24 protein-coding genes and 1 tRNA gene are annotated in these 22,497 nt (G+C 70.7%); 7 read left to right on the top strand and 18 right to left on the bottom strand.

Annotated features, from left to right (window positions below; all coding sequences use genetic code 11):
- Positions 1–37: 37 nt before the first annotated feature.
- The 9 genes from G6G98_RS16685 to G6G98_RS16645 all read right to left on the bottom strand — a co-directional run bounded on the left by G6G98_RS16685 (position 38) and on the right by G6G98_RS16645 (position 6,899).
- Positions 38–1,609: an amino acid permease gene (locus tag G6G98_RS16685; RefSeq protein WP_164234863.1), complete on the bottom strand. Its 1,572-nt coding sequence runs from the start codon at positions 1,607–1,609 to the stop codon at positions 38–40.
- Between the two features lie 55 nt (positions 1,610–1,664).
- The gene (locus G6G98_RS16680; RefSeq protein WP_067357567.1) at positions 1,665–2,372 is read right to left on the bottom strand and encodes a FadR/GntR family transcriptional regulator; all 708 of its coding nucleotides are present in this window, start codon (positions 2,370–2,372) and stop codon (positions 1,665–1,667) included.
- A gap of 82 nt (positions 2,373–2,454) precedes the next feature.
- On the bottom strand, positions 2,455–2,877 hold the full coding sequence (locus G6G98_RS16675; protein WP_164234864.1) for a pilus assembly protein TadG-related protein: 423 nt from the start codon (positions 2,875–2,877) through the stop codon (positions 2,455–2,457).
- Entirely contained in the window at positions 2,874–3,329 is a 456-nt protein-coding gene (locus G6G98_RS16670) for a TadE family protein (protein ID WP_164234865.1), read from the bottom strand. Before G6G98_RS16670 ends, G6G98_RS16675 begins: the two co-directional genes overlap by 4 nt.
- Entirely contained in the window at positions 3,298–3,699 is a 402-nt protein-coding gene (locus G6G98_RS16665; protein WP_164234866.1) for a TadE/TadG family type IV pilus assembly protein, read from the bottom strand. Before G6G98_RS16665 ends, G6G98_RS16670 begins: the two co-directional genes overlap by 32 nt.
- Before the next feature lies 1 nt (position 3,700).
- A complete protein-coding gene (locus G6G98_RS16660; RefSeq protein WP_067357580.1) occupies positions 3,701–3,898 on the bottom strand; it encodes a hypothetical protein in 198 nt (65 codons plus the stop codon).
- Positions 3,899–3,919: 21 nt separating this feature from the next.
- Positions 3,920–4,858: a type II secretion system F family protein gene (locus tag G6G98_RS16655; protein ID WP_164234867.1), complete on the bottom strand. Its 939-nt coding sequence runs from the start codon at positions 4,856–4,858 to the stop codon at positions 3,920–3,922.
- Complete coding sequence (locus G6G98_RS16650) at positions 4,855–5,712, bottom strand: type II secretion system F family protein (protein WP_164234868.1); 858 nt, start codon at positions 5,710–5,712, stop codon at positions 4,855–4,857. The genes G6G98_RS16655 and G6G98_RS16650 overlap by 4 nt, the downstream gene beginning before the upstream one ends.
- Positions 5,709–6,899, bottom strand: a complete 1,191-nt coding sequence (locus tag G6G98_RS16645) for a CpaF family protein (RefSeq protein WP_166706145.1) — start codon at positions 6,897–6,899, stop codon at positions 5,709–5,711. The genes G6G98_RS16650 and G6G98_RS16645 overlap by 4 nt, the downstream gene beginning before the upstream one ends.
- 111 nt (positions 6,900–7,010) lie before the next feature.
- On the opposite strand from G6G98_RS16645, the gene G6G98_RS16640 reads away from it, so the two are divergent.
- Positions 7,011–7,092: transfer RNA gene (locus G6G98_RS16640), tRNA-Leu, on the top strand.
- 41 nt (positions 7,093–7,133) lie between these two features.
- The gene (locus tag G6G98_RS16635) at positions 7,134–7,886 is read left to right on the top strand and encodes a DedA family protein (RefSeq protein ID WP_067357636.1); all 753 of its coding nucleotides are present in this window, start codon (positions 7,134–7,136) and stop codon (positions 7,884–7,886) included.
- 3 nt (positions 7,887–7,889) lie between these two features.
- On the opposite strand, the gene G6G98_RS16630 is transcribed toward G6G98_RS16635, so the two are convergent.
- Positions 7,890–8,750 carry a Ku protein gene (locus tag G6G98_RS16630; RefSeq protein ID WP_067357640.1) on the bottom strand — a complete coding sequence of 287 codons (861 nt, stop codon included), beginning with the start codon at positions 8,748–8,750 and terminating at the stop codon, positions 7,890–7,892.
- A gap of 58 nt (positions 8,751–8,808) precedes the next feature.
- On the opposite strand from G6G98_RS16630, the gene G6G98_RS16625 reads away from it, so the two are divergent.
- Positions 8,809–11,202 (top strand): ATP-dependent DNA ligase, encoded by a 2,394-nt coding sequence (locus tag G6G98_RS16625; RefSeq protein ID WP_164234869.1) that lies wholly within the window; start codon positions 8,809–8,811, stop codon positions 11,200–11,202.
- 3 nt (positions 11,203–11,205) lie between these two features.
- Here the strand turns inward: G6G98_RS16625 and G6G98_RS16620 are convergent, their stop codons facing one another.
- From G6G98_RS16620 to murI, 5 genes are all read right to left on the bottom strand, one after another.
- On the bottom strand, positions 11,206–12,123 hold the full coding sequence (locus tag G6G98_RS16620; protein ID WP_164234870.1) for a cation diffusion facilitator family transporter: 918 nt from the start codon (positions 12,121–12,123) through the stop codon (positions 11,206–11,208).
- 68 nt (positions 12,124–12,191) lie between these two features.
- Positions 12,192–12,779, bottom strand: a complete 588-nt coding sequence (locus tag G6G98_RS16615; RefSeq protein ID WP_164234871.1) for a dihydrofolate reductase family protein — start codon at positions 12,777–12,779, stop codon at positions 12,192–12,194.
- Between the two features lie 59 nt (positions 12,780–12,838).
- On the bottom strand, positions 12,839–13,432 hold the full coding sequence (rdgB, locus tag G6G98_RS16610; RefSeq protein ID WP_164234872.1) for an RdgB/HAM1 family non-canonical purine NTP pyrophosphatase: 594 nt from the start codon (positions 13,430–13,432) through the stop codon (positions 12,839–12,841).
- Complete coding sequence (rph, locus tag G6G98_RS16605; RefSeq protein WP_067357654.1) at positions 13,429–14,187, bottom strand: ribonuclease PH; 759 nt, start codon at positions 14,185–14,187, stop codon at positions 13,429–13,431. The genes rdgB and rph overlap by 4 nt, the downstream gene beginning before the upstream one ends.
- A 31-nt stretch (positions 14,188–14,218) precedes the next feature.
- Positions 14,219–15,055 (bottom strand): glutamate racemase, encoded by an 837-nt coding sequence (gene murI / locus G6G98_RS16600; protein ID WP_067357658.1) that lies wholly within the window; start codon positions 15,053–15,055, stop codon positions 14,219–14,221.
- 59 nt (positions 15,056–15,114) lie between these two features.
- Between murI and G6G98_RS16595 the strand changes: the two genes are divergently transcribed.
- A complete protein-coding gene (locus G6G98_RS16595; RefSeq protein WP_067357661.1) occupies positions 15,115–16,440 on the top strand; it encodes a nicotinate phosphoribosyltransferase in 1,326 nt (441 codons plus the stop codon).
- A 30-nt stretch (positions 16,441–16,470) separates the two neighbouring features.
- On the opposite strand, the gene G6G98_RS16590 is transcribed toward G6G98_RS16595, so the two are convergent.
- From G6G98_RS16590 to G6G98_RS17255, 3 genes are read right to left on the bottom strand one after another with little or no spacing between them, the layout of a single operon-like run.
- Entirely contained in the window at positions 16,471–16,737 is a 267-nt protein-coding gene (locus G6G98_RS16590) for a DUF3039 domain-containing protein (protein ID WP_028503536.1), read from the bottom strand.
- A gap of 41 nt (positions 16,738–16,778) precedes the next feature.
- Entirely contained in the window at positions 16,779–18,344 is a 1,566-nt protein-coding gene (locus tag G6G98_RS16585; RefSeq protein WP_067357664.1) for a hypothetical protein, read from the bottom strand.
- Positions 18,320–20,086, bottom strand: coding sequence for an ABC transporter ATP-binding protein (locus G6G98_RS17255; RefSeq protein WP_279587598.1), 1,767 nt, complete (start codon positions 20,084–20,086; stop codon positions 18,320–18,322). The genes G6G98_RS16585 and G6G98_RS17255 overlap by 25 nt, the downstream gene beginning before the upstream one ends.
- 240 nt (positions 20,087–20,326) lie before the next feature.
- On the opposite strand from G6G98_RS17255, the gene G6G98_RS16575 reads away from it, so the two are divergent.
- From G6G98_RS16575 to G6G98_RS16565, 3 genes are all read left to right on the top strand, one after another.
- Positions 20,327–21,019 carry an NTP transferase domain-containing protein gene (locus G6G98_RS16575; RefSeq protein ID WP_067357667.1) on the top strand — a complete coding sequence of 231 codons (693 nt, stop codon included), beginning with the start codon at positions 20,327–20,329 and terminating at the stop codon, positions 21,017–21,019.
- Positions 21,020–21,106: 87 nt separating this feature from the next.
- Positions 21,107–22,093: a hypothetical protein gene (locus G6G98_RS16570; protein ID WP_243842177.1), complete on the top strand. Its 987-nt coding sequence runs from the start codon at positions 21,107–21,109 to the stop codon at positions 22,091–22,093.
- 76 nt (positions 22,094–22,169) lie between these two features.
- Positions 22,170–22,475, top strand: coding sequence for a hypothetical protein (locus tag G6G98_RS16565; protein WP_067357805.1), 306 nt, complete (start codon positions 22,170–22,172; stop codon positions 22,473–22,475).
- The last annotated feature ends 22 nt before the right edge of the window (positions 22,476–22,497 follow it).

Genomic DNA, 22,497 nt, shown 5'->3' with positions numbered 1-22,497 from the left:
TCAGGCGGGCGGCGAGTCGCCCCGCCGCCCGCCCTGGTCACTTCCGCTTCCGCAGCGCGTCGGTCGCGGCGCGCTCGGCGATGATGGGTGCTGCGCCGGTGTAGCCCTCCCGTGCGCGAGCGGCGGCGGCGATCCGCCCTCGTGCCGCGAACCACCCGATGACGAGCGCGGGGATGAGCACGAGGAGCGATGCCAGCACCCAGCGCCCGGTCTCCGAGAAGCCCATCGTCACGAGGACGAAGGCGAGGAAGGCCAAGGTCAGGTACGAGGTGTAGGGCGCGCCGAAGAGGCGGAACGACGGCCGGGTGACCTTTCCCTCCTTCGCCCAGCGCTGGAGCCGGATCTGGCAGAGCATGATCGTCGCCCATCCTCCGATGATCCCGATCGCGGAGATCTCGAGGACGATCTCGAACGCCTGCGACGGCCACAGCGCGTTGATGCCGACGCCTGCGAGGGTGATCACCGCCGTGAGCAGGATGCCGCCGTACGGCACGCCGTTCCTGCTCATCGCCGCGGTGAACGCGGGGGCCGAGCCGTTGACGGACATGGAGCGCAGGATCCGGCCCGTGGAATAGAGACCGGCGTTGAGGCTGGAGAGCGCCGCGGTGAGCACGACGAAGTTCATCACGGAACCGGCGACCGCCCCTGTCTGCGGTGAGCCGATGTGGGAGAAGAACGTCACGAAGGGCGACTGCCCGGCCTGATAGACGTCGAACGGGAGCAGCAGCGACAGGAGCAGGACGGATCCGACGTAGAAGATCGCGATGCGGATGACGACCGTGTTGATCGCCTTCGGCATCACCTTCTCGGGATTCGCCGTCTCCCCGGCCGCGGTGCCGACGAGCTCGATCGCTGCGTAGGCGAAGACGACGCCGCTGACCGCCAGCAGAGGTGCGACGAAGCCCATCGGGAAGACTCCCCCGTTGTCGCCGATCACCGAGAAGCCGGTGACGCCGATGTCCGTGGTGCCGTTGAAGACGATGAAGCACGTCCCCACGATGAGGAAGATCACGAGGGCAGCGACCTTGATGAGGGCGAACCAGAACTCCATCTCACCGAACAGCTTCACGCTCACGAGGTTGAGGGAGAGCACGACGACGAGCGCGACGAGCGCGATCACCCACTGCGGGACGTCCTGCAGCGGCTCCCAGTACTGCGCCCAGAACTTCACGTACAGGGCGGCGGCCGTGACGTCGACGATCGACGTCATCGCCCAGTTCAGGAAGTACAGCCAGCCGGCGCCGAATGCGAGCTTCTCGCCGTAGAACTCCCGCGCGTAGGAGATGAACGAGCCGGAAGAGGGTCGGTGGAGCACGAGCTCGCCGAGGGCTCGGAGGATGAGGAAGGCGAAGAAGCCGCACACAGCGTAGACCAGGATCAGCGCGGGGCCGCTGGAGGCGAGCCTGCCGCCCGCGCCCATGAACAGGCCGGTGCCGATCGCACCCCCGATCGCGATCATCTGGATCTGCCGTGGTCTGAGCGTCTTGTGGTACCCGGCCTCCTCGCTGGAGAAGTCCTCGACGGCGGCGGTGCGGTCGCCGACGAGTTCGCGGTCGTTCTCGAGCGCGTCCTCGGGGTCGAGGGAGGGAACGGTGTGGTTGTCGGTCATGACAGTTGCCTTTCGAAAGGTGGTGCGTGTCGACCGCTCGTGAAGCGCGACGCCATCAGCGCTGCTCGTCGAGCGCGGTGATCTCGAGAAGAACCTCCTTCACCTGATCGAGATGGAAGCTCATGCTGTCCTCGGCCTCCGTGACCGAGCCACGTGCGATCGCGGCGATGATCGCCCGATGCTCGCTGTCGGACTGCGCCCGTCTTCCCGGCGTGAGGTTGATCACGGAGGACTGGTGCGCGAGCGCGAAGCGCACGTGGTCGAGCACGTCGGCGAACACCGGGTTGCCGGATGCCGTGGCGATCTCGGCGTGAAGGGCGGAGTCCAGTTCGACCCATCTCTCGGCGTCCTGCTCGGCCTCGAGCTGCTCCTGGAGCTCCTGCAGCCGGGCGATCTGGCGTTCATCGCGCCGCACCGCGGCCAGCCCCGCCGCGGCCACCTCGATGTGCGGACGCGCCTCCATGAGATCTGCCGCCGAGTAGCCGCCGAACCTCAGTTCGCGGGCCGGCTGACGGGCGGTGACGAAGGTGCCTCGGCCGGTGCGAGTGACCGTCATGCCCCGGGTCTCCAGCACGCGCAGCACCTCGCGCACGACGGTTCGGGAGACCCCGTAGCGTGCGGCGAGCGCCTGCTCGGACGGCAGCCGGTCGCCGACGCGGACCACCCCGGCGGTGATCGCCTCCCGCAGGTCGCGCAGCACGTACTCGACCGCGCCGACGCGGCCGCCCGGCTGGGCTGTCCAGCTGTCTGACAGGTCGTTCATGGAGTCATGATCCCGCCCGGGTGTTTCCCCTCTGTTACCGTCCGGGACAGGGTCTGTAACAACCTGCCCGCCCGTGACGGGACTACTGCAACGCGGTGCGGCTGGTGCCGGTCGCCTCGAGGGGAACCCCGTCGGGGACGAACGGCGAGAACAGCGGCGGGTGCCAGGCGCCGGCGACGGTGACGCGTGCGGAGACCCCGTCCGGCGTCTGCGCCGAGACGAGGACAGCGTCTCCGGGCAGCGCCGCGAGGAGCGCCGCGGCCTGCTCCTGCACACCGGCATCGGTGAGCTCGGCGCGGACGACCTCCCCATCGACCTCGAGAGTGAAGCCGTCGGCGCCGGCGAGCGCGGCGGAGTCTGCCAGGGCGTCGAGCCGCTTCTGCGCGATGTAGAGGTCGGTCGCGCACACGCAGACGAAGACCACGGCGAGGGCGAGCAGCGCGTAGCCGAGGGTGAGCAGCAGGATGCTTCCCTCGTCCTCCGCCCGTCCGCTCTGCACGGTCATCCTTCTCCCCACAGCCGGGACACCTTCTGCGCCGCCGCGGCCTCGACGGGGATCGCGGCCGCCCTGTCCAGCCCGAACAGGGGCGGCATCAGGGGAAGCGTGACGCGCGTGGTGACGGTGACGACGAGCGTCGCGCCGGCCGACGGGCACTCCGGCACCGACGGGGCGCAGGTCAGCGTGACGTCGACGGCATCCGCGGCGAGCCCGTACTCGTCGACGATTGCCGCGATCACCCGCTCGCTGCGCGCGTCGGCGGTCGCGGCATCGGGGGCGAGCGCGATCACTCGCGCGGTGTGGCGGGCCGCGGCCTCCACGCCGAGGGTCTGCTCCTGGATCACGCCGAGCGCGACGACGAGGTACACGAGAGGGACGAGCAGGATCACTCCGACGGCGATGAACTCGAGCGCCGCCGAGCCCTCGTCATTCCTCGCCCAGCGACTCCACCGGTGCATGTGCCTCCACCTCCAGCGCGTACGGGATGCCGACGAGCCCGATGACGGGCAGCGTCGTGCGGACGTGGACCTCGATCGTCGGATGCCCCTGCTCCTGGGACTGCCCCACCATGACGTCCTCTGCGTACGCGGCGCCGACGGCCCGGCTGATCGCCTCCCTGGTGCGCTCGGCGCCCTCCTCCGGTGAGGTGTCGGCGAGCGCCGCGAAGTACGCGCCCTCGACGGCCGCGTCGTGGACGACGTTGCGCACGTACACGGCGAGCGCGAGCTGCAGCACGGCGAGCGTCAGCACGGTGAGCAGCGTGCCGACCAGCACGAACTCGACCGGGCTCGATCCGCGATCATCCGCGAGCGCACGACGCAGGCTCATGTCAGAGGCCGGACACCCGCTGGATCGCCTGCTCGAAGAGGGCGGTGAGGGCGGGACCCGCCACCGCCCAGATCACGACCACCAGACCGGCGGTCATCAGGGTCACGAGGACCCATCCTGGTACGTCCCCTCGCTCGTCGTCCGCGAGATCGCGCACGCGCGCGGCGAGGTCCCTCCAGCATCGTCGGAGTGTCGTCATGGTCGTCCTTTCGTGGAGCGCTCAGCCGATGCCGAGTCGCAGGATGAAGAGTCCCGGATAGATCGCGAAGAGCACGCTCAAGGGGAGGATCAGAAAGACGAGCGGGAGGAGCATGAGGATCTCCTTCCGCCCTGCCTGCTCGATCAGCACCCGCTTCGCGTCTTCGCGGGCATCGCCTGCCTGTGCGTGCAGCACTCCGGCGAGCGGGGCCCCGTGCTCGAGGGCGGCGACGACCTGGTCGACGGCGCGCGAGAGGCCGGGGAGCTGCAGCCGGGCGGCCATCTCGCCCAGCGCCTCGGCGAGCGGCGACCCGGTGCTGACCGCCAGCACGACCTGCCGGAGCTCGCCGGTGAGCTCGCCGGAGCCGATCGCCGCGACCCGGCGCAGCGCGTCGAGGAACCCCTCCCCCGCCGACAGGCACAGCGCGAGGAACTCCAGGATGGTGGGCAGCTCATCGGTGAGACGGGCACGCCGCGCCTTCGCGCGCGTCGTCAGCAACATGTCGTAGCCGACGGCAGCCAGGGCGCCGAAGACGATGGGAAGGAGCGCGACCGGCGCCGTCATCCTTCCTGTCAGCACGAGGGCGATGAGCACCACCGCGCCGCCGCCGATCCCGGCGATCGCCCAGCCGAGCTGGCGCGCCCGGAAGGTCGCCGGCGCCATCGTCAGACCGGCCTGGGCCAGCCGCTGCCGAAGGATCTCGCCGCCGCCGAGCATCGCGTCGAGCGCGCCCTGCGCCCGCTGCCACAGCGTCCGCCCGCTCGTGGGCAGCGGCGAGAGCCGAGGCAGCGCGCTTCGGGGCAGATCCTGGTCGGAGACCACGTCGCGCACGTAGGGAGCGATCCTCGTCATGAGCGAGGCGGCACGCCAGCGCGGGAGGGCGGCGAGGACGCTGAGGACTCCGGCCGCGAACGTCCCGCCGATCAGCACGGCCGTGGCCAGCGCGCTGATCCCGCTCATCCGAACCACCGCCCGGGCTCCGGCAGGCGCCCGATCCGGATCATGATCCGGTACGCGACGACGGACACGACGGCGCCGATGCAGATCACCAGCACGCCCTCCGGGGTGCCGTAAGCGTCGGCGCCCTCGGGGCGCATCACCAGGAGGCCGAGGATGACCCACGGGGCGACGGCGCCGAGGACCGCCGCGCCGCGGATCCACGACTGCCGCGCCTCGACCTCGCCGCGCAGCGCGGCGTCGGCGCGCACAGAGGACGACAGCGCCCTCAGCACGCTCGTCAGCTCGGTGCCGCCCACCTGCCTGGCCATGCGGAGCGTCTCGATGATGCGGTCGGCGATCGGATCGGCGAGCGACGCCTTGAGCCGGTCGAGGCTCGTCTCGAACCGCCCGGTGGCGCGGAGGTCGCGGGCGAACACGATGAACGCCGGGCGGAGCATCGACGGCGCGGACTCCGCCAGGCTCGCGACCGCATCGGGAAGCGAGAGACCCACGCGGATCGACGCGATAAGGAGGTCGCACACGTCCGGCCACAGCTGGCGCCGCACCTTCCGCAGCCGCAGCCGGCGCGCGCGCAGCAGCAGCACCGGCGCCGAACCTCCGGCGAGCGCCGCCAGCACGGCGAGCACCGGGATGCCCGTCAGCAGCCACACGACGGATGCCGCCACCAGTGCGCACGCGATCATCGTCGTGACGACGAGGCGGGGCGCCAGGGCTCCGTAGCCGGCCTCCTCGATGAGGCGGGTCAGCGGGCCTCGTCGTGCGACGCGCTCCTGCATGGTGCCGGCAGGCCAGAGCCACGGCGCCGTGCAGAGGAGCAGTCCGGCGGCGAGGAGAGCGCCGAGCAACAGGGTCATGACCCGACCTCGATGCGACGCAGCCCGCCTCGGGTCGCGGGCGCAGATCGGTGCGCGGCATCCGTGAAGATCTGCCGCGTGATGATGCGTCCCTCGACGACCTCCCCCGTCGGGGCGATGACCTCGCGCACCCTGCGCACGCCGTCGGCGCCGCGCGCGCAGTGGACCACGAGGTCGACGGATGCTGCGAGCGCGGGAGCGATGAAGTCCCGGTCGATGTTGCGGCCGGCCAGCAGCGGAAGCAGGGCGAGCTTGTCGAGCGCCTCGACCGCCGAGTTCGCGTGCACCGTCGCGGCACCGGGCACGCCGGTGTTGAGCGCGAGCACGAGGTCGAGCGCTTCGGCATCCCTCACCTCGCCGACCACGAGCCTGTCGGGGCGCATCCGCAGCGCCTCCTTCACCAGTCGCCGCAGCGTGATCTCGCCCGTGCCTTCGAGGCTCGCCTGGCGACCCTGCAGCGCGACGAGGTCCGGACCGTCGACCGCGAGCTCGAACGTCTCCTCCACCGTGATGATGCGCTGCGCATCGGCGCAGGAGGCCAGCAGGGCACCGAGCAGGGTCGTCTTCCCCGCGTGGGTGGCCCCCGACACGATCACGCTCCGCCCCTCGCGCATCGCGTCGCGGAGCATCGTCGCGACGTCGGCGGGCATCGCCCCCTGCGCGGTCAGCGCTTCGAGGGAGCGATAGCGCGGGAGGAACTTCCGGATGTTCACCGCCCACGAGCCGCGCACCACGTCGGCGATGGCCACGTGCAGCCGCGAGCCGTCAGGCAGCGAGGCGTCGACGAAGGGCTGGCTGATGTCCACCCGTCGGCCCGTCGACTGCAGCATCCGCTCGACGAGGTCGCGGAGCATGACTTCCGTGAGGCGCAGGTCGATCCGCTCGGCGACGCCTCCGCGGGCGACGTGCACGCGCTCGGGGCCGTTCAGCCAGATCTCCTCGATCTCCGGATCGTCGAGCAGCGGCTGCAGGGCGCCGAAGCCGCTCACGGCCGCGAGCACGTCCCGCACGCACCGCGGCTCGTCGTCGATCGTGGCGTCGCCGCGCGAGAGGGCGCTGTCGTTGAACCGGCGCACCTCCGCGATCGCGACCCGCCGTGCGGACTCGGCATCAGCCGAGGGGTCGATGCCGTCGGCGCGCAGCCGCAGGCGCACGCGCTCGGCGACGACGACGGACGGATGACTCACCCGAGCATCCTCGCAAGAATCGCGGAATCGCCGCGGAAGTTATCCACAGCCCAAGCCGGGGCGGATGCTCAGGATCGTCCTGCGCGCCGGTCAGTAGACTGAATCCACCGCGCGGGAGTGGTGAAATCGGCAGACACGCAGGATTTAGGTTCCTGTGCCCTAGGGCGTGTGGGTTCAAGTCCCACCTTCCGCACTCAGAACTGACCGCCGCACGACATCTACGACGGGAAACCCATGCACCACGCCGCTCTCATCCCCTGGCTCGACCCCGCCACCATCATCGGCACGGCCGGCCCCTGGGCGCTCCTCGTCGTGTGCTTCATCGTCTTCGCCGAGACCGGCCTCCTCGTGGGGTTCCTGCTTCCCGGCGACACCCTCCTCGTGATCTCGGGGCTCCTCTCGCACTCCTCCGCGGCTCTGCCGAACGGCGTCTTCGGGGTCAACGTCTGGATCGTCGCGCTGCTGATCGGACTCTCAGCCTTCGTCGGCGGCGAGGTCGGCTACCTCATCGGCCACAAGGGCGGGCCCGCCGTCTTCGAGCGCAAGGAATCGGGCGTCTTCAGCCGCAAGAACGTCGAGCGCACGAATGCGTTCTTCGAGCGCTTCGGCGGCATCACCGTCATCCTCGCCCGCTTCGTGCCGATCGTGCGGACCTTCGCCCCGGTCGCCGCGGGCGTCGGCCACATGCCGTGGCGCCGCTACACGCTCTACAACTTCATCGGCGCGGTGATCTGGGGCTTCGGTCTCACGGTCTTCGGGTACCTCATCGGGTTCATCCCGCCGGTCGCCGAGTTCGTGGAGAGCTACATCGACCTCATCCTGCTCGCCGCCGTCGGCGGCACCGCGATCGTCACCCTGTGGCACTACCTCTCTGAGCGCTACAAGGCGAAGAAGGCCGCGGCCGCCGGCGAGGACGTCGTGACGGATGCCGCCGAGGCGCAGGCTCTCGCGCTCGACCTCGACGGCGACGAGCACAAGAAGAAGTAGGGCTCAGCCGGCCTTCTTCTTGCCGGCGCTCTTCTTCTTCGGCTTCTCGCCTTCGGCATCCGCGCCCCCCGAGCGCGCCGCCTTGGATCGCGCGACGCTGGCGCGCAGCGCCTCCATGAGGTCGATGACCTCGCCGCCCTTGGCCCCGGCATCCTCCTCGGCGAAGGTCTCGGAGACGTCGAAGGTGTCGCCGGCCTCGATCTTCGCGTCGATGAGGGTGCGCAGCTCCTTCTGGTACTCGTCGACGTACTCCTCGGGGTCGAAGTCGCTGGAGTAGCTCTCCACGAGCGACGACGACAGCTCGAGCTCCTTCTTCGAGATCGTCACGTCCTCGTCGAGGATCGGGAACTCCGCCTCGCGCACCTCGTCGGACCACAGCAGAGTCTGCAGCACGAGCACCTTGCCCCGCACGCGGAGAGCTGCGAGCCGGGTCTTCTGCCGCAGAGTGAACCGGACGATCGCGGTGCGGTCGGTCTGCTCCAGCGTCTTGCGCAGCAGCACGTAGGCCTTCGGCGACTTCGAGTCCGGCTCCAGGTAGTACGGCTTGTCCAGGGTGAGCAGGTCGACCTGTTCGGTGGGCACGAACTCGACGACGTCGATCTCGCGGCTCTTCTCCGCCGGCAGCGCGGCGAGGTCCTCCTTGGTGAGCACCACGGTCTGCCCGTCGTCGACGTAGGCGCGATCGATGTCGGCGTAGGCGACCGTCTCGCCGCACACCTCGCAGGTGCGCTGGTAGCGGATGCGACCGCCGTCCTTCTCGTGCACCTGATGCAGCGGCACGTCGTGGTCCTCCGTCGCGGAGTACACCTTCACCGGCACGTTCACGAGACCGAAGGTGAGCGCGCCCTTCCAGATCGTCCTCATCACACCAGTAGACACCAGTCACAGTCGTCACGACCAGCCCCTTGACTACGCTGTGGTCATGGTCGGTGAGGCGCAGATCGTGCAGGTGGAGGGCCGCCGCCTGCGCGTGACCAACCTCGAGAAGGTCGTCTATCCCGAAACCGGCACCACCAAGGGCGAGATCATCGCCTATTACACGCAGATCGCGCCCCTGTTGCTTCCGCTGCTCGCCGGCCGCCCGGTGACCCGCAAGCGCTGGGTCGAGGGGGTGGGCACGGCGGATGCTCCCGCCGACGCGTTCTTCACCAAGCAGCTCGAGCCCGGGGCGCCCGACTGGATCCCCCGGCAGGCCATCCAGCATTCCGACGGGCCGAAGGACTATCCCCTCGTCGTCGACGTGCCGACGCTCGTCTGGCTCGCCCAGGTCGCGGCGATCGAGCTGCACGTGCCGCAGTGGCGGTTCGCCCCCGACGGCAGCCCCGGCAACCCCGACCGCCTCGTCCTCGACCTCGACCCCGGCCCTGGCACCGCTCTGGCCGAGTGCGCCGAGGTGGCGCGCATCGCCCGCGGCATCCTCACCGGCATCGGCCTGGACCCGGTGCCGGTGACGAGCGGCAGCAAGGGCATCCACCTCTACGCCGCCCTCCCCGGCGCGCAGACCAGCGACGAGATCTCCGCCGTGGTGAAGGAGATGGCCAGGCTCATCGAGAACGACCACCCCGACCTCGCCACCAGCGTCATGGCGAAGGCGCAGCGCACCGGCAAGGTGTTCCTCGACTGGAGCCAGAACAACGGGAAGAAGACGACGATCTCCCCGTACTCGCTGCGCGGCCGCGCCCGCCCGTGGGTCGCCGCTCCCCGCACCTGGGAGGAGCTCGACGATCCGGACCTGCGGCACCTGGAGATGGACGAGGTGCTGGAGCGGATGGCCGCCGGCATCGATCCCTTCGCCTCGCTGCATCCGCACGACGGGCAGCTGCTCGCGCCGTATCTCGCCAAGCGCGATGCCGAGCGCACGCCCGAGCCGATGCCCGAGCGCATCAGCGGCGCCACCTCCGGCATGACCCGCCGCTTCGTGATCCAGGAGCATCACGCCCGGCGGCTGCACTACGACCTGCGCATCGAGGACCGCGGCGTGCTCGTCAGCTGGGCCGTGCCCAAGGGCGTGCCGGAGACAACGGACCGCAACCACCTCGCGGTGATGACGGAGCCGCACCCGATGGAGTACCTCACGTTCGCAGGGGAGATCCCGGCCGGGGAGTACGGCGCCGGGGAGATGACCGTCTGGGACACCGGCACCGTGGAGCTGGAGAAGTGGCGCGAAGACGAGGTCATCGGCACCTTCACCGGCCGCGAGGGCGGGCCGCTCGGCAGCGCTCGGCTCGCGCTGATCCGCACGCAGGGATCCGGGGAGAAGTCCTCGTGGCTCCTGCACCGGATGAAGGACGGCGCCGGCCGGCGCCGGCGCTTCCCGACCGCCCCTGCGAAGCCGGCGGCGCAGAGCACGCTCCCCACCCTCTCCCCCATGCTCGCCGAGAACGGCACTCCGGCCCTCGCCCGAGGCCTCGGCACTCCGCCCTGGGTGGAGGTGAAATGGGACGGCATCCGCGCGCTCGGCACCTGGTCGGACGGACGGATGCTGCTGCACGCACGCAGCGGCACGGACATCACATCCCGCTATCCGGAGCTCACGGCGGACGGCGCCCCGCACCTGCCGGTGGCGGATGCCGTCGTCGACGGGGAGATCGTCGCCTTCGACGCCCAGGGGCGGCCGAGCTTCTCGCTGCTGCAGAACAGGATGCACCTCACCCGGCAGCGGGAGATCGAGCGCGAGGTGGTGCGCACCCCGATCGTGTACCTCGTCTTCGATCTGCTGCGCCTGGACGGGCACGACCTCACGTCGATGCCGCTGTCGCAGCGCCGCACGCTCCTGGAGGATGTGGTCTCCGACCTCGACGCGCCGATGCAGGTGCCGCCCGTCTTCGACGACGTCGACGCCGCCCTCGCCGCAAGCCGTGAGTTCGGGCTCGAGGGCGTCGTCGTGAAGGACGCCGGATCCCGGTACCGCCCCGGCCAGCGCTCCCCGTCGTGGCTGAAGCTCAAGAACACGCTCATGCAGGAGGTCGTGATCGTCGGCATCCGCCCCGGCAAGGGCGACCGCGACGGCACGATCGGCTCGCTGCTGCTCGCCGTGATGGACGGCGGCCGTCTCCGCTACGTCGGCAGGGTCGGCACAGGCTTCACCGACCGCACCCTGCGCGACCTGCTCGCGCGACTCGAGCCCCTGCGCATCGACCGGCCGCCGCTCGACGGCGTGCCGGCGCTCGACGCCTCCGATGCCCTGTGGGTGCGCGCGGAGCTCGTCGGCGAGGTCGAGTTCGGGAACTGGACGCCCGACGGCATCCTGCGTCACGCGCGCTGGCGCGGCCTTCGGCCCGACAAGCGGCCCGAAGAGGTCGTGCGCGAGAGCTGACGCTCAGGCGTGGTGCGGCTCGCAGTCGGACTGCTCCGCCGGCTCGATCTGGAACGTCGAGTGCTCGACGTCGAAGTGATCGGCGAGGCAGGTCTGCAGATCGCTGAGCAGCTTCGCCGACCGGCCGTCGGCGAGCAGAGCGGGGACGACGCTGACGTGGGCGGTGAACACCGGGGCGCCCCGGGTGAGCTGCCAGACGTGCACGTCGTGCACCCCGACGACACCCTCATAGTCCAGGAGATGCCGGCGGATCTCGCTGACCGCGGTGCCCTTCGGCGCGGATTCGGCGAGCACGGAGAACACCTCCCGCAGCAGCGAGATCGCCCGCGGGACGATCATGACCGCGATGAACAGCGAGGCGATGGCATCCGCCGGCATCCATCCCGTGGTGACGATGACCACGGCCGCGACGATCACCATCGCCGAGCCGATGAGGTCGCCCATGACCTCGAGATAGGCGCCGCGCACGTTGATGTTCGTGCGCTGCGCACGGCTCAGCAGCCACATCGAGATCGCGTTCGCGATGAGGCCGACGACGGCGACGACGAGCATCAGCCCTCCTGCGACCTCCACCTCGCCCGGGTCGATGAGCCGGCCGACCGCCTCCACGCCGACCCAGCCCGCCAGGACGATGAGGATGACGGCGTTGACGAGCGCCCCGAAGACCTCGGCCCGCTGGTACCCGAAGGTGCGGCGGTCGTCGGCGGGGCGCGCGGCCACCGCGGCCGCGATCAGCGCGATCACGAGCGCCGAGGCATCGGTGAACATGTGCGCGGCATCCGCCAGCAGCGCGAGGGAGCCGGTCAGCACGGCACCGACGACCTGCACGACCATGATCGTCGCGGTGAGGCTCAGCGAGATCGCCAGGAGGCGGCGATGACTCGCCGAGCGGATGCCGGCGGCGGGGGCGTGATCGTGCATGTCCCCAGGCTAGACCGGGATTCCGGGCCTCCGGGGCCATTCCGGCTAGTCGGGAATGATGCTGATTCTCACTTCCCCCCGAGGTCCGCCTTCGCGTAGCTGAGCACCGCGCAGCCGTTGTCGAAGGTCCGCACGTCCTCGAGGGCGAACCGCCGCGGCGAAAACCCGTGCGCCGTCATCGGGACGCCGCTCCCGGCGAGCACCGGGTACTTCTTCACGATGAGACGGTCGATCTCGTCGAAGAGCTCCCCCGCCAGCCCTGCACCGCCCGCGAGATAGATCCCGAGGCCCTCCTCGGCCTTGAGCTCGCGGATCCGCGCCACCGGGTCCGTGCCGACGATCTCCACGTTCGGCTCGCCTCGGTCCTCCAGCGTCGTGCTGAAGACCACGGTGCGCAGGTGCGCGTACGGGTCGGTGATGCCGTACTGCAGCGCCGGCTCGTAGGTGCGCCGGCCCATCACGACCGTGTCGAACCGCGTGAGCGGGGCCTCCGCGGCGCCCCGGGCGGCGCGGACGTGCGCCGGCTGGAGATCGGCCAGCTCGGTGCCCATGAAGTCCTCGAACTGCGGCGTCAGCGGATAGAAGTCGACCTCGTCCTCGGGGCCGGCGATGAAGCCGTCGAGGGTCACGCCGACGTAGTAGGTGAGTTCTCGCATGCACTCACTTAACCACTACTCCTGAAGTACGTCAAGAGTAGTGGTTGGGTCGCCCGCTCTCAGAGTCCCGCGAGCAGCGGCATCAGCTCCGCGAACGCACGGGCCCGATGCGACTGCACCTGCTTCTCCTCGTCGGTGAGCTCGCCCACCGTCCGCTCGGCCTCCGCCGGCTGTCCGTCGGGGATGAAGACGGGGTCGTAGCCGAAGCCTCCGTCGCCGGCCGGCGACGTGGCGAGACGGCCCGGCCAGATGCCGGTGACGACGTGCTCGTGCCCGTCGGGCGTCACCAGCGCGATGGTCGAGTTGAAGTGCGCGGTGCGGTGCGGGTCGGCGATGTCGCGCAGCTGATCGAGCAGCAGCTCGAGGTTCGCCGCGGCATCCTTCTTCTGCCCCGCCCAGTAGGCGGAGAACACGCCGGGAGATCCGCCGAGGACGTCGACGCAGATGCCGGAGTCGTCGGCGAGCGCGGGAAGCCCCGTGTGCGCGCATGCCGCGCGCGCCTTGATCAGCGCGTTCTGCGCGAACGTCACGCCGTCCTCGACCGGCTCCGGCCCGTCGTAGGCGACGACCTCGAGGTCCGGGCGCGTCTGTGCCACGATCTGCTGGAACTCCGCGACCTTGTGCGCGTTGTGGGTGGCGAGGACGACCTTCACGCCGGTGTCCCGGCGTCCGCCGCAGGCGCCAGCGCGCCCAGCTGGAGCACCTTGAGGTCGGCGCACCCGGCGACGCCGAGGTCGAGCAGGGCGTCCAGCTCTCGCTTGTCGAAGGGCGCGCCCTCGGCGGTGCCCTGCACCTCGACGAACAGGCCGCGGCCGGTGACGACGACGTTCATGTCGGTCTCCGCCCTGACATCCTCGACATATGCGAGATCGAGCATGGGCTCGCCGTCGATGATGCCGACGGAGACGGCGGCGACCGTGTCGAGCAGCGGCTTCGCGTTCCTGCCGATGAACTTCTTCTCCCGGCCCCACTCGATCGCGTCCGCGAGCGCGACGTAGGCGCCCGTGATCGCGGCCGTACGGGTGCCGCCGTCGGCCTGCAGCACGTCGCAGTCGATCACGATCGTGTTCTCGCCCAGCGCCTTGGTGTCGACGACGGCGCGCAGCGCGCGGCCGATGAGGCGGGAGATCTCGTGGGTGCGACCGCCGATGCGGCCCTTCACGCTCTCCCGGTCGTTGCGGCTGTTGGTGGCCCGCGGCAGCATCGCGTACTCGGCGGTGACCCACCCCTTGCCCTTCCCGGTGAGCCAGCGCGGCACGCCGTTGGTGAACGAGGCGGTGCAGAGCACCTTGGTGCCGCCGAAGCTGATCAGCGCGGACCCTTCGGCGTGCGCGCTCCAGCCGCGCTCGATCGTGATCTCGCGGAGCTGGTCGGGGGCGCGGCCGTCGGCGCGGACGATGCTGGACATGGACTTCCTTCGGTCGGGGATTTCGGGCCGGTCAGAGCGACGGGGAGACGGATGCCGGCAGGTCGATGACTCCGGTCTGCACGAGCTGCACATCGCGGACCTCGCGCCCCATCAGGCGGTTCGCGAGCGCCGTGAACTCGGCGGTGGAGGCGCCGGTCGCCTCGTAGACATAGGTGGCGTTGGCGTCCGGAGAGGCGAGGAGGTCGCCGCGGACGAGCTGGCGGTACACGTCCCCGGCAGTCTCGTCGTCACTGGAGACGAGCGTCACGCCCTCCCCCATCACGTAGCTGATCGCGCCGCGCAGGAACGGGTAGTGCGTGCAGCCGAGCACGAGCGTGTCCACATCGGCCTCGCGCAGCGGCGCGAGGTACTCCTCCGCCACCGCGAGGACCTCGGGGGTTCCGGTGATGCCGGCCTCGACGAACTCCACGAAACGCGGGCAGGCGGCCGTGAAGACCTCGAGCCGCTCGTCCACCTCGAGCATGTCCTGGTACGCCCGCGAGCCGATGGTGCCGACGGTGCCGATCACGCCGACGCGACCGTTCCGCGTGGTCGAGACGGCCCGGCGCACCGCGGGGCCGATCACCTCGACGACGGGGATGTCATAGCGCTCCCTGGCGTCCCTGAGCATGGCGGAGGATGCCGTGTTGCAGGCGATCACGAGCATCTTGACGCCCTGGTCGACGAGGGTGTCGAGGACCTCGAGGCCGTAGCGGCGCACGTCGGCGATGGGCTTCGGACCGTACGGGGAGTGCGCGGTGTCGCCGATGTACACGAACGATTCGCGGGGCAGCTGGGCGCGGATGGCCCTGGCCACCGTCAGCCCGCCGACACCGGAGTCGAAGATTCCGATCGGGGCGTCGTTCATGACTCCCCAGCCTACCCTTCGGCTGCGGGCGAGGTTCCGCCGCTCACTAAGCTGAGCGCATGACGACGTCCACGGCGCTTCTCACCGACCGCTACGAGCTGACGATGCTCGCCGCAGCCCTCCGCGACGGCACCGCGTCCCGCCCGAGCGTGTTCGAGCTCTTCTCCCGCCGGCTGTCCGGCGGGCGCCGGTTCGGCGTCGTCGCAGGCACCGGACGACTGCTCGCGCTGCTGCGCGAGTTCCGGTTCGGCGAGGACGAGCTGCGATTCCTGCGCGATGAGCGCGTGGTCGACGCGGCCTCGCTGAAGTACCTCGAGGACTACCGGTTCGCCGGCTCCATCCGCGGCTACCGCGAGGGCGAGCTCTATTTCCCCGGCTCACCGATCCTCACCGTCGAAGGCACGTTCGCCGACGCCGTCGTGCTGGAGACCCTCGCGCTGAGCGTGCTCAACCACGACTCGGCCGTCGCCACGGCGGCCTCGCGCATGAGCATCGCGGCCGGCGAGCGCCCGCTCGCCGAGATGGGCTCCCGTCGCGCAGCGGAGCAGTCGGCGGTGGCAGCCGCCCGGGCGGCGTACATCGCCGGTTTCGGGGCGACGAGCAACCTGGAGGCGGGGCGCACCTGGGGCATCCCCACGATGGGCACGGCCGCGCATTCATGGACCCTCCTGCACGACAGCGAGGAGGACGCCTTCCGCGCGCAGATCGAGAGCCTCGGGACGGACACCACGCTGCTCGTGGACACCTACGACATCCGCACCGGCGTGGAGACCGCGATCCGCGTGGCCGGCACCGGTCTCGGCGGGGTCCGCATCGACTCGGGTGACCTCCCGATCGTCGCCGCCGAGGTCAGGGCGCAGCTCGACGAGCTCGGCGCGACCGGCACGCGGATCACGGTGACCAGCGACCTCGACGAGTACGCCATCGCCGCCCTCGCCGCCTCCCCCGTCGACGCCTACGGCGTGGGCACATCCGTCGTCACCGGCTCCGGCTACCCCACGGCGAGCATGGTCTACAAGCTGGTCGCCAGGCAGGATGCCGACGGCGCCTGGATCGGCGTGGCGAAGGCCTCCACCGACAAGGCGTCGCACGGAGGCCGCAAGGCGGCGTTCCGCACCCTCCGCGACGGCGTCGCCGTCGCGGAGACCGTCGTCGTCTCCGACGGCTTCGAGGAACTGGACACCCCTGCAGAGCACGCCGACGGGCGCCCTCTGCAGGTCGCCTTCGTCGAGGCGGGCGACATCGACGCCTCCTACGAGGGTGCCGCGGGCACGGCATCCGCTCGCGCGCACCACCTGCGCGTGCGCGAGGAGCTGCCCGTGCGGGCGCTCGCGCTCAGCAAGTCCGACCCGGCGATCCCGACGGAGTTCGTGGAGGCGCAGTAGACCCCTCGGGCCCCTGAGCCGGCCGAGGGGTCAGCCCACCATGGATTCGTAGATCTCCTTGCACGTGGGGCAGATCGGGAACTTCTCCGGGTCACGGCCCGGGGTCCACTTCTTGCCGCACAGCGCGCGGACCGGCTTGCCGGTGATCGCCGACTCGAGGATCTTGTCCTTCTTCACGTAATGCGAGAAGCGCTCATGGTCGCCCGGTTCGAGGTTCTCCTCGCGGAGGAGCTCTTCCAGTTCGCGATCAAGCGTTGCCACGCCGCCCTGATCGGGGCTGTCCAGCGGAGTACTCATCCCGTGATTCTAGTCGCGTGAGACCCCTGCCGGGGCGGCGGTCACGCGGTCTCGACGAACTCCATCAGCCGCTCGCCGCCGCGTTCGAAGATGCGCCCGCCGATCGCGATCCCGAGGGCCGCGATGCCGAACCCGGTGGCGAGGCCCGCCCAGAGCGTGGCCGGAGCGTACTCCGAGCCCTCGAGGGCGGTCAGCACGAACAGCCAGACGGTCGGGATGCTGACGACGATCGCGCCGAGGAAGGCGGCAGCGGGGCCGTAGACGCCCCGCGCCGTCGGGCGCTGCGGCTGCTGGAACGGGCTGTCGCCCGGCCTCGACACGGCGTACGGGGCCACGACCGAGACGATGCTGGACAGTCCCAGCGCCGACAGCAGGAGGCTCGCGGCCACTCCCGTGAGAGGCAGGAGCAGCCGCCAGTCGTCGATCCACAGCAGCGTGAGCGGCACGGCGACGGCGAGCACCGGAACCGCCACGAGCACGACGGGGACGAGGCGACCGAGCCGATCCGGAACGCCGCGCACCCCGCTCGCGACGTGCGTCCAGAGCGCCGTCGAGTCGTAGGCGACGTCGTTGTGCGGGAGCCACCCGAAGAAGAGCGCCATCACCGGCACGGGGACGAGCGCGGCGATCTCCAGCGGGACGCCCGCGACGAGCAGCGGGAGCACCGTCAGGGCGCCGGCCACGGGGACGACGATGAGGTTCATGATGTAGCGGCGGTCGCGCAGCCAGTAGACCAGGCTGCGCGCGGCGATGGCCCCGAAGGCGCTGGACGGCATCAGTCCGAACCAGCCGAGGCCGGTGCGCTCGCGCGAGGCGACAGGGCGCTCTGTCGTGGTGAGCAGCCGCTGCACCAGCCAGCTCCACACCGCCCAGAGCGCGGCCGCGGTGAGCACGGCGATGATGCCGCTGATCCAGGCGCCGGCGACGTCGTCCGCAGCCAGCGAGAACAGGAAGCCAGGACCGGCCGCGAGCGGCGTGAACCCCACGGTCGCCGTGATCGAGGCGACGGCCGCCGGGACGTGCCCGTCCCACTTGAGCGAGGCGAGGAACACCGCGACGGGGAACGCGATGACGATCAGGGCCAGCGCGAACAGCGCGGTGAGCTCGCGGGAGCGGCGCTCGGGGAGCAGCAGCGCGTTGACGGCCATGCCGATGCGCGCCGTGAGGATCGTGCAGACGAGGGTGAGGAAGCTCATCGGCACGGCGAGCGGCCAGGGAGCCCCGAGCCGGATCGCCACGATGCACACGCTCGCGTTCATGGCGAGCAGCGCCAGGCTCGGCACGCTGACGAAGGCGGCGAGCGTGAGGATCCACGGCATCTGCCGTTCATCGACCCCGAAGACGGCGAACCGGCGCGGGTCGAGCTGGTCGACGGATCCGACGAGGATCGGACCGACGACGAAGCCGATCAGCACGGCGGCGCTGCCGAGGACCGTCACGGTGCGGGCGACGGCGACGGGAGCGTCGTCGAGGCTGAGGATGGCCGCGCAGACGACCCCGGTGAGCGCGACGACCACGCCGAGCAGGATGAGCGTGCGCACCCGTCGTTCGCCGCGCAGCGATCCGATCAGGAGCGCCGCCCTCAGTCGGAGAACGTGTGCAGCCACTCGAGCCCCTCCACCTCGCCGATGGATCCTGCGAGCTCCACGAAACGCGCCTCGAGGGTCTGGCCCGCCCGCACCTCGTCGATCGTGCCCTCGGCGAGGACCTCGCCGCCGACGATGATCGCCACGCGGGAGCACACTCGCTCGACGAGGTCCATGCCGTGGCTGGACAGGATGACGGTGCCGCCGTGCGCCACGTAGGCGCGGAGGATGTCGAGGATCACCGCCGAGGACACCGGGTCGACGGACTCGAACGGCTCGTCGAGGACCAGCACGCGCGGCGAGTGGATGAGCGCCCCGGCGAGCATGATCTTCTTCGTCATGCCGGCCGAGTAATCGGAGACCACGCGGCTCAGTGCGTCGCCGAGATCGAAGGCGCGCGCGAGGTCTCCGACGCGCTTCTCGATCACGTCGGAGGCGAGCCCGCGGAGCAGACCGTAGTAGAAGAGGAGCTGCCGGCCGGTGAGCCGGTCGAAGGTGCGCAGCCGGTCGGGCAGCACTCCCATCAGCCGCTTGGCCGACAGCGGCTTCGCCCGCTGATCCACTCCGCAGATCACGACGCTGCCGGCGTCGGCCCGCAGGAGACCCGCGACGATCGAGAGCGTCGTCGTCTTTCCTGCGCCGTTCGGCCCCACGATGCCGTAGAAGGAGCCAGCGGGCACCGAGAGGTCGATCCCGTTCACCGCCGCGTTGTCGCCGAACGACTTCACGAGCCCCCGGACGCGGATCGCCTCTGCGGCGGAGGCCGCCGGCACGTCCGCGACCACCTCCCCGGTCGCGGCGGCGTCGGTGGGCAGCACGATCGGCGCCTCCTCCGCAGCGGACGTCTCGGGGCTCGGCGCCTCGTCGACGTGCTCGGACGGAGCCTCGACGGCTGCCTCCTCAGGCACATCCTCGACGGGCGCATCAGAAGCCGGCGCATCCTCGACCGGAGCATCGGGAACCGGCGCATCCTCAGCCGGATCAGCAGCTGCAGTGGAGGGCTCCTCCGCGACGGCGGAGTCGGGCAGAGCGCCCGGGGCGACGAGCTCGAAGATCTCCTCGGATGCCGGCGCCTCGACCGCCTCCTCCTTCTCCGCCTTCGCACGCGCCTTCGCTGCCGCGGCCTTGGTCGCGGCAGCCTTGGCCGCAGCGGCCTTCGCCGAGTTCGAGCGGGCCGCCGCCGTGCGGGCCTGCGTCTTCGCCGCAGCGGACTTCTCGGCCGCCGCCTTCGCGGCCGTGGTCTTCGCCGCGGAGCTGCGTGCGCCGGTCGTCCGGCCGGTGCTCTTCGTCGCGGCTGTCCTCGCCGCGGAGTTCCGTGCCGCCGCCGTGCGTGCGGCGGTCGTGGTGCGCTTGGGCGCCGCGGCGGCATCCGCCTTCGACTGGGGCTCGGCGACCGTCTCGGCCGTCGCCGCCGCCTTCTCCGCAGCCGCCTTCGACGGCGTGCGCTTCGCCGCCGGCTTGGCCGCGGGGCTCTTCGCCGCCGGCTTGGCCGCGGGGCTCTTCGCCGCCGGCTTGGCCGCGGGGCTCTTCGCCACCGGCTTGGCCGCGGGGCTCTTGGCCGCCGGCTTCTCCGCGGCCGCCTGGGAAGGGGCCTTCCTGGCCGCAGGGGACTTGGCCGCCCCCGTCGTCGACGAGACCTTCTTGGCCGGGGTCCTCTTCGCCGGACGGTCCGCCGTCGGCGCCTTCGTCACCGGCGTCTTCCTCGCGGGCGCGATCGGGGCGTCAGCCGCCTCTTCGGTGCGGTCGTCGGGGGAAGCAGTCACCGTCCTAAGGTATCAACGGCCCCGACGAACACCGGCCCCATACCGATGTTTCGGACTATATTCATGACGAAGACGGGGGCGCCGGCGAATCTGAGTGTTCGGTGTGTACTCGATCACGAAATGACAACGGGCCCCGGAACCCCCGGGGGTTCCCAGACTCGATCGCTACCATGAATCTCGGCACGACGAAGTGTCTGGTTGGTGAACCGACCGTGAACACAACTTCCTTTAGGAGCTCTCGTGACTCTTCAGACCGTCATCCTCGCAGCCGGAATGGGCTCGCGCCTGGGCCGCGCCCTGCCGAAGCCCCTCACCGAGCTGAGCGACGGCCGCACCATCATGCAGCAGCAGCATGACAACATCCGCGCCGCCTTCGGCTCCGACGCCCGCATCACCACCGTGGTGGGCTACCGTGCGGAGACCATCATCGAGGCGTTCCCGAACGTCAACTACGTGCACAACGAGCGCTACGACGAGACCAACACGTCGAAGAGCCTGCTGCGCGCCCTCGGCGCGACCGGCAGGTCCGGCGTGCTGTGGATGAACGGCGACGTCGTCTTCGATCCGATGATCCTCGGCCGCGCGCTCGAGTACATCGAGCGCGACCAGTCGTTCGTCACCGTCAACACCTCCAAGGTCAGCGACGAAGAGGTGAAGTACACCGTCACCGCCGAGGGCTACATCAAGGAGCTGTCGAAGACGGTCAAGGGCGGTCTCGGAGAGGCCGTCGGCATCAACTACATCTCCTCCGCGAACAAGAAGGCGTTCATGCGCCAGCTGCAGCGCGTCGAGGACCAGGACTACTTCGAGCGCGGTCTCGAGCTCGCGATCGCCGAGGACGGCCTGCTGCTCGAGCCGATGGACGTCTCCGACCTCTACGCGGTCGAGATCGACTTCGCCGAGGACCTCGAGCGGGCGAACCAGTTCGTCTGATCGACCACCGGACTCGGAAGCCCGGCCTCCTCATCGAGGAGCCGGGCTTTCGGCGTTTTCGCGGCATCCGTTCCTAGGATCTGAGTCATGGGCCAGAAGGTGCACAAGATCCACTCCCTCCCGGACGACGCTCCGTGGGACAGGGGCGTGCCCCCGGTGGGTTCCGACGAGCATCCGATCGTCGTGAGGGGACTCGACCGGGTGCTGTCGATCCAGCGCCCGCTGGTGCTCGCGCACATCCGCAGCATCCGCCTCCGCAACCCGCAGGCGACCCCGGCGGAGATCATCCGCATCCTGGAGCGCCGCTATCTCGCCGCAGTGACCACCGGCGGGGCCGCCGTCGGCGCCACCGCGGTGGTCCCCGGCATCGGTACCGGCGTCACCCTGGCGCTGTCGGGGGTCGAGACGCTCGGGTTCGTGGAGTCCACCGCCCTGTTCGCCCAGTCGGTCGCCGAGGTGCACGGCATCGCCGTCGCCAATCCTGACCGGGCACGCGCACTGGTGATGACCCTCATGCTCGGCAAGGAGGGGGTCGACCTGGTCAGCCAGCTCGCCGGCCAGGTCACCGGCCGCGGCGGCAGCCGCTCCTCCTACTGGGGCGAGCTCGTCACGAAGTCGCTCCCGCGGGCCGCCGTCGGCCCGATGGTCGATCAGCTCAAGAGCATGTTCGTGAAGCAGTTCGCCGCGCGCGGCGGCGCATCCTTCCTCGGGAAGGCGCTGCCGTTCGGCGTCGGTGCCGCGATCGGCGGTGCGGGGAACCACATCCTCGGCCGCCGGGTGCTCACGACCTCGCATCGCGCCTTCGGCGCCGCCCCGATCGATCTGCCCCTCGAGCTGGAGCCCGTCGCGGGTGCCGAGAGGCTGGAGCGGCGGATGCTGCACGGCGCGCAGTTCCTCGGGGGCGCCGTCGCCGGTGCCGCCGGCACGGCCGCCCGCGGTGTCGGTTGGGCCGGTCGCCGCGTCGCATCGCTGGGTCGCCGGGGGAGGGAGGCTGCCGCACTCGAAGCCGCCGGCGGCCACGATCTCCCCGATGAGATCGGCTCGGACTCCTCCTCCACGCCCCCCCTCGGCTGAGGGGATCTCCCCAGCCGTCCGGGGAGCGGCACGGAACGGGTCCCCGGCGTCGGTCGCTGTTCCTAACGTGACCGGCATGCTCCGCCCCGTCGACCCCGCCGAGACCCCTCCGCCCCTCGCCTACCGCGTGCCCTGGCACGTGCTGCGCGACGACCCCGCCCACCCCGTGGTCATGAACCACGGCTCCGAGAGCGCCGACTTCGTCCGCGTGTTCCGCGAGGACGCCGATGGCCACGAGCGCACCCAGCTCTGGGGCCAGGTGCTCCCCGCCGAGCGGATCGAGCTCTGCCTGTGCTCAGCCGATCTCGACGAGGTGGTCGTGTCCATCGCCTGGTTCCGGCAGGCGGACGGGCTGGAGTACGTGTGGCGGTTCGTGGTGTGAGGCGGCGGCCCTGCACCTCCGG

This window comes from Microbacterium hydrocarbonoxydans, assembly GCF_011752045.1.
In the GTDB taxonomy this organism is placed as follows: domain Bacteria; phylum Actinomycetota; class Actinomycetes; order Actinomycetales; family Microbacteriaceae; genus Microbacterium.
Note: the sequence above shows the minus strand (reverse complement) of the source record. Positions and strands in the feature narration are given on the sequence as shown.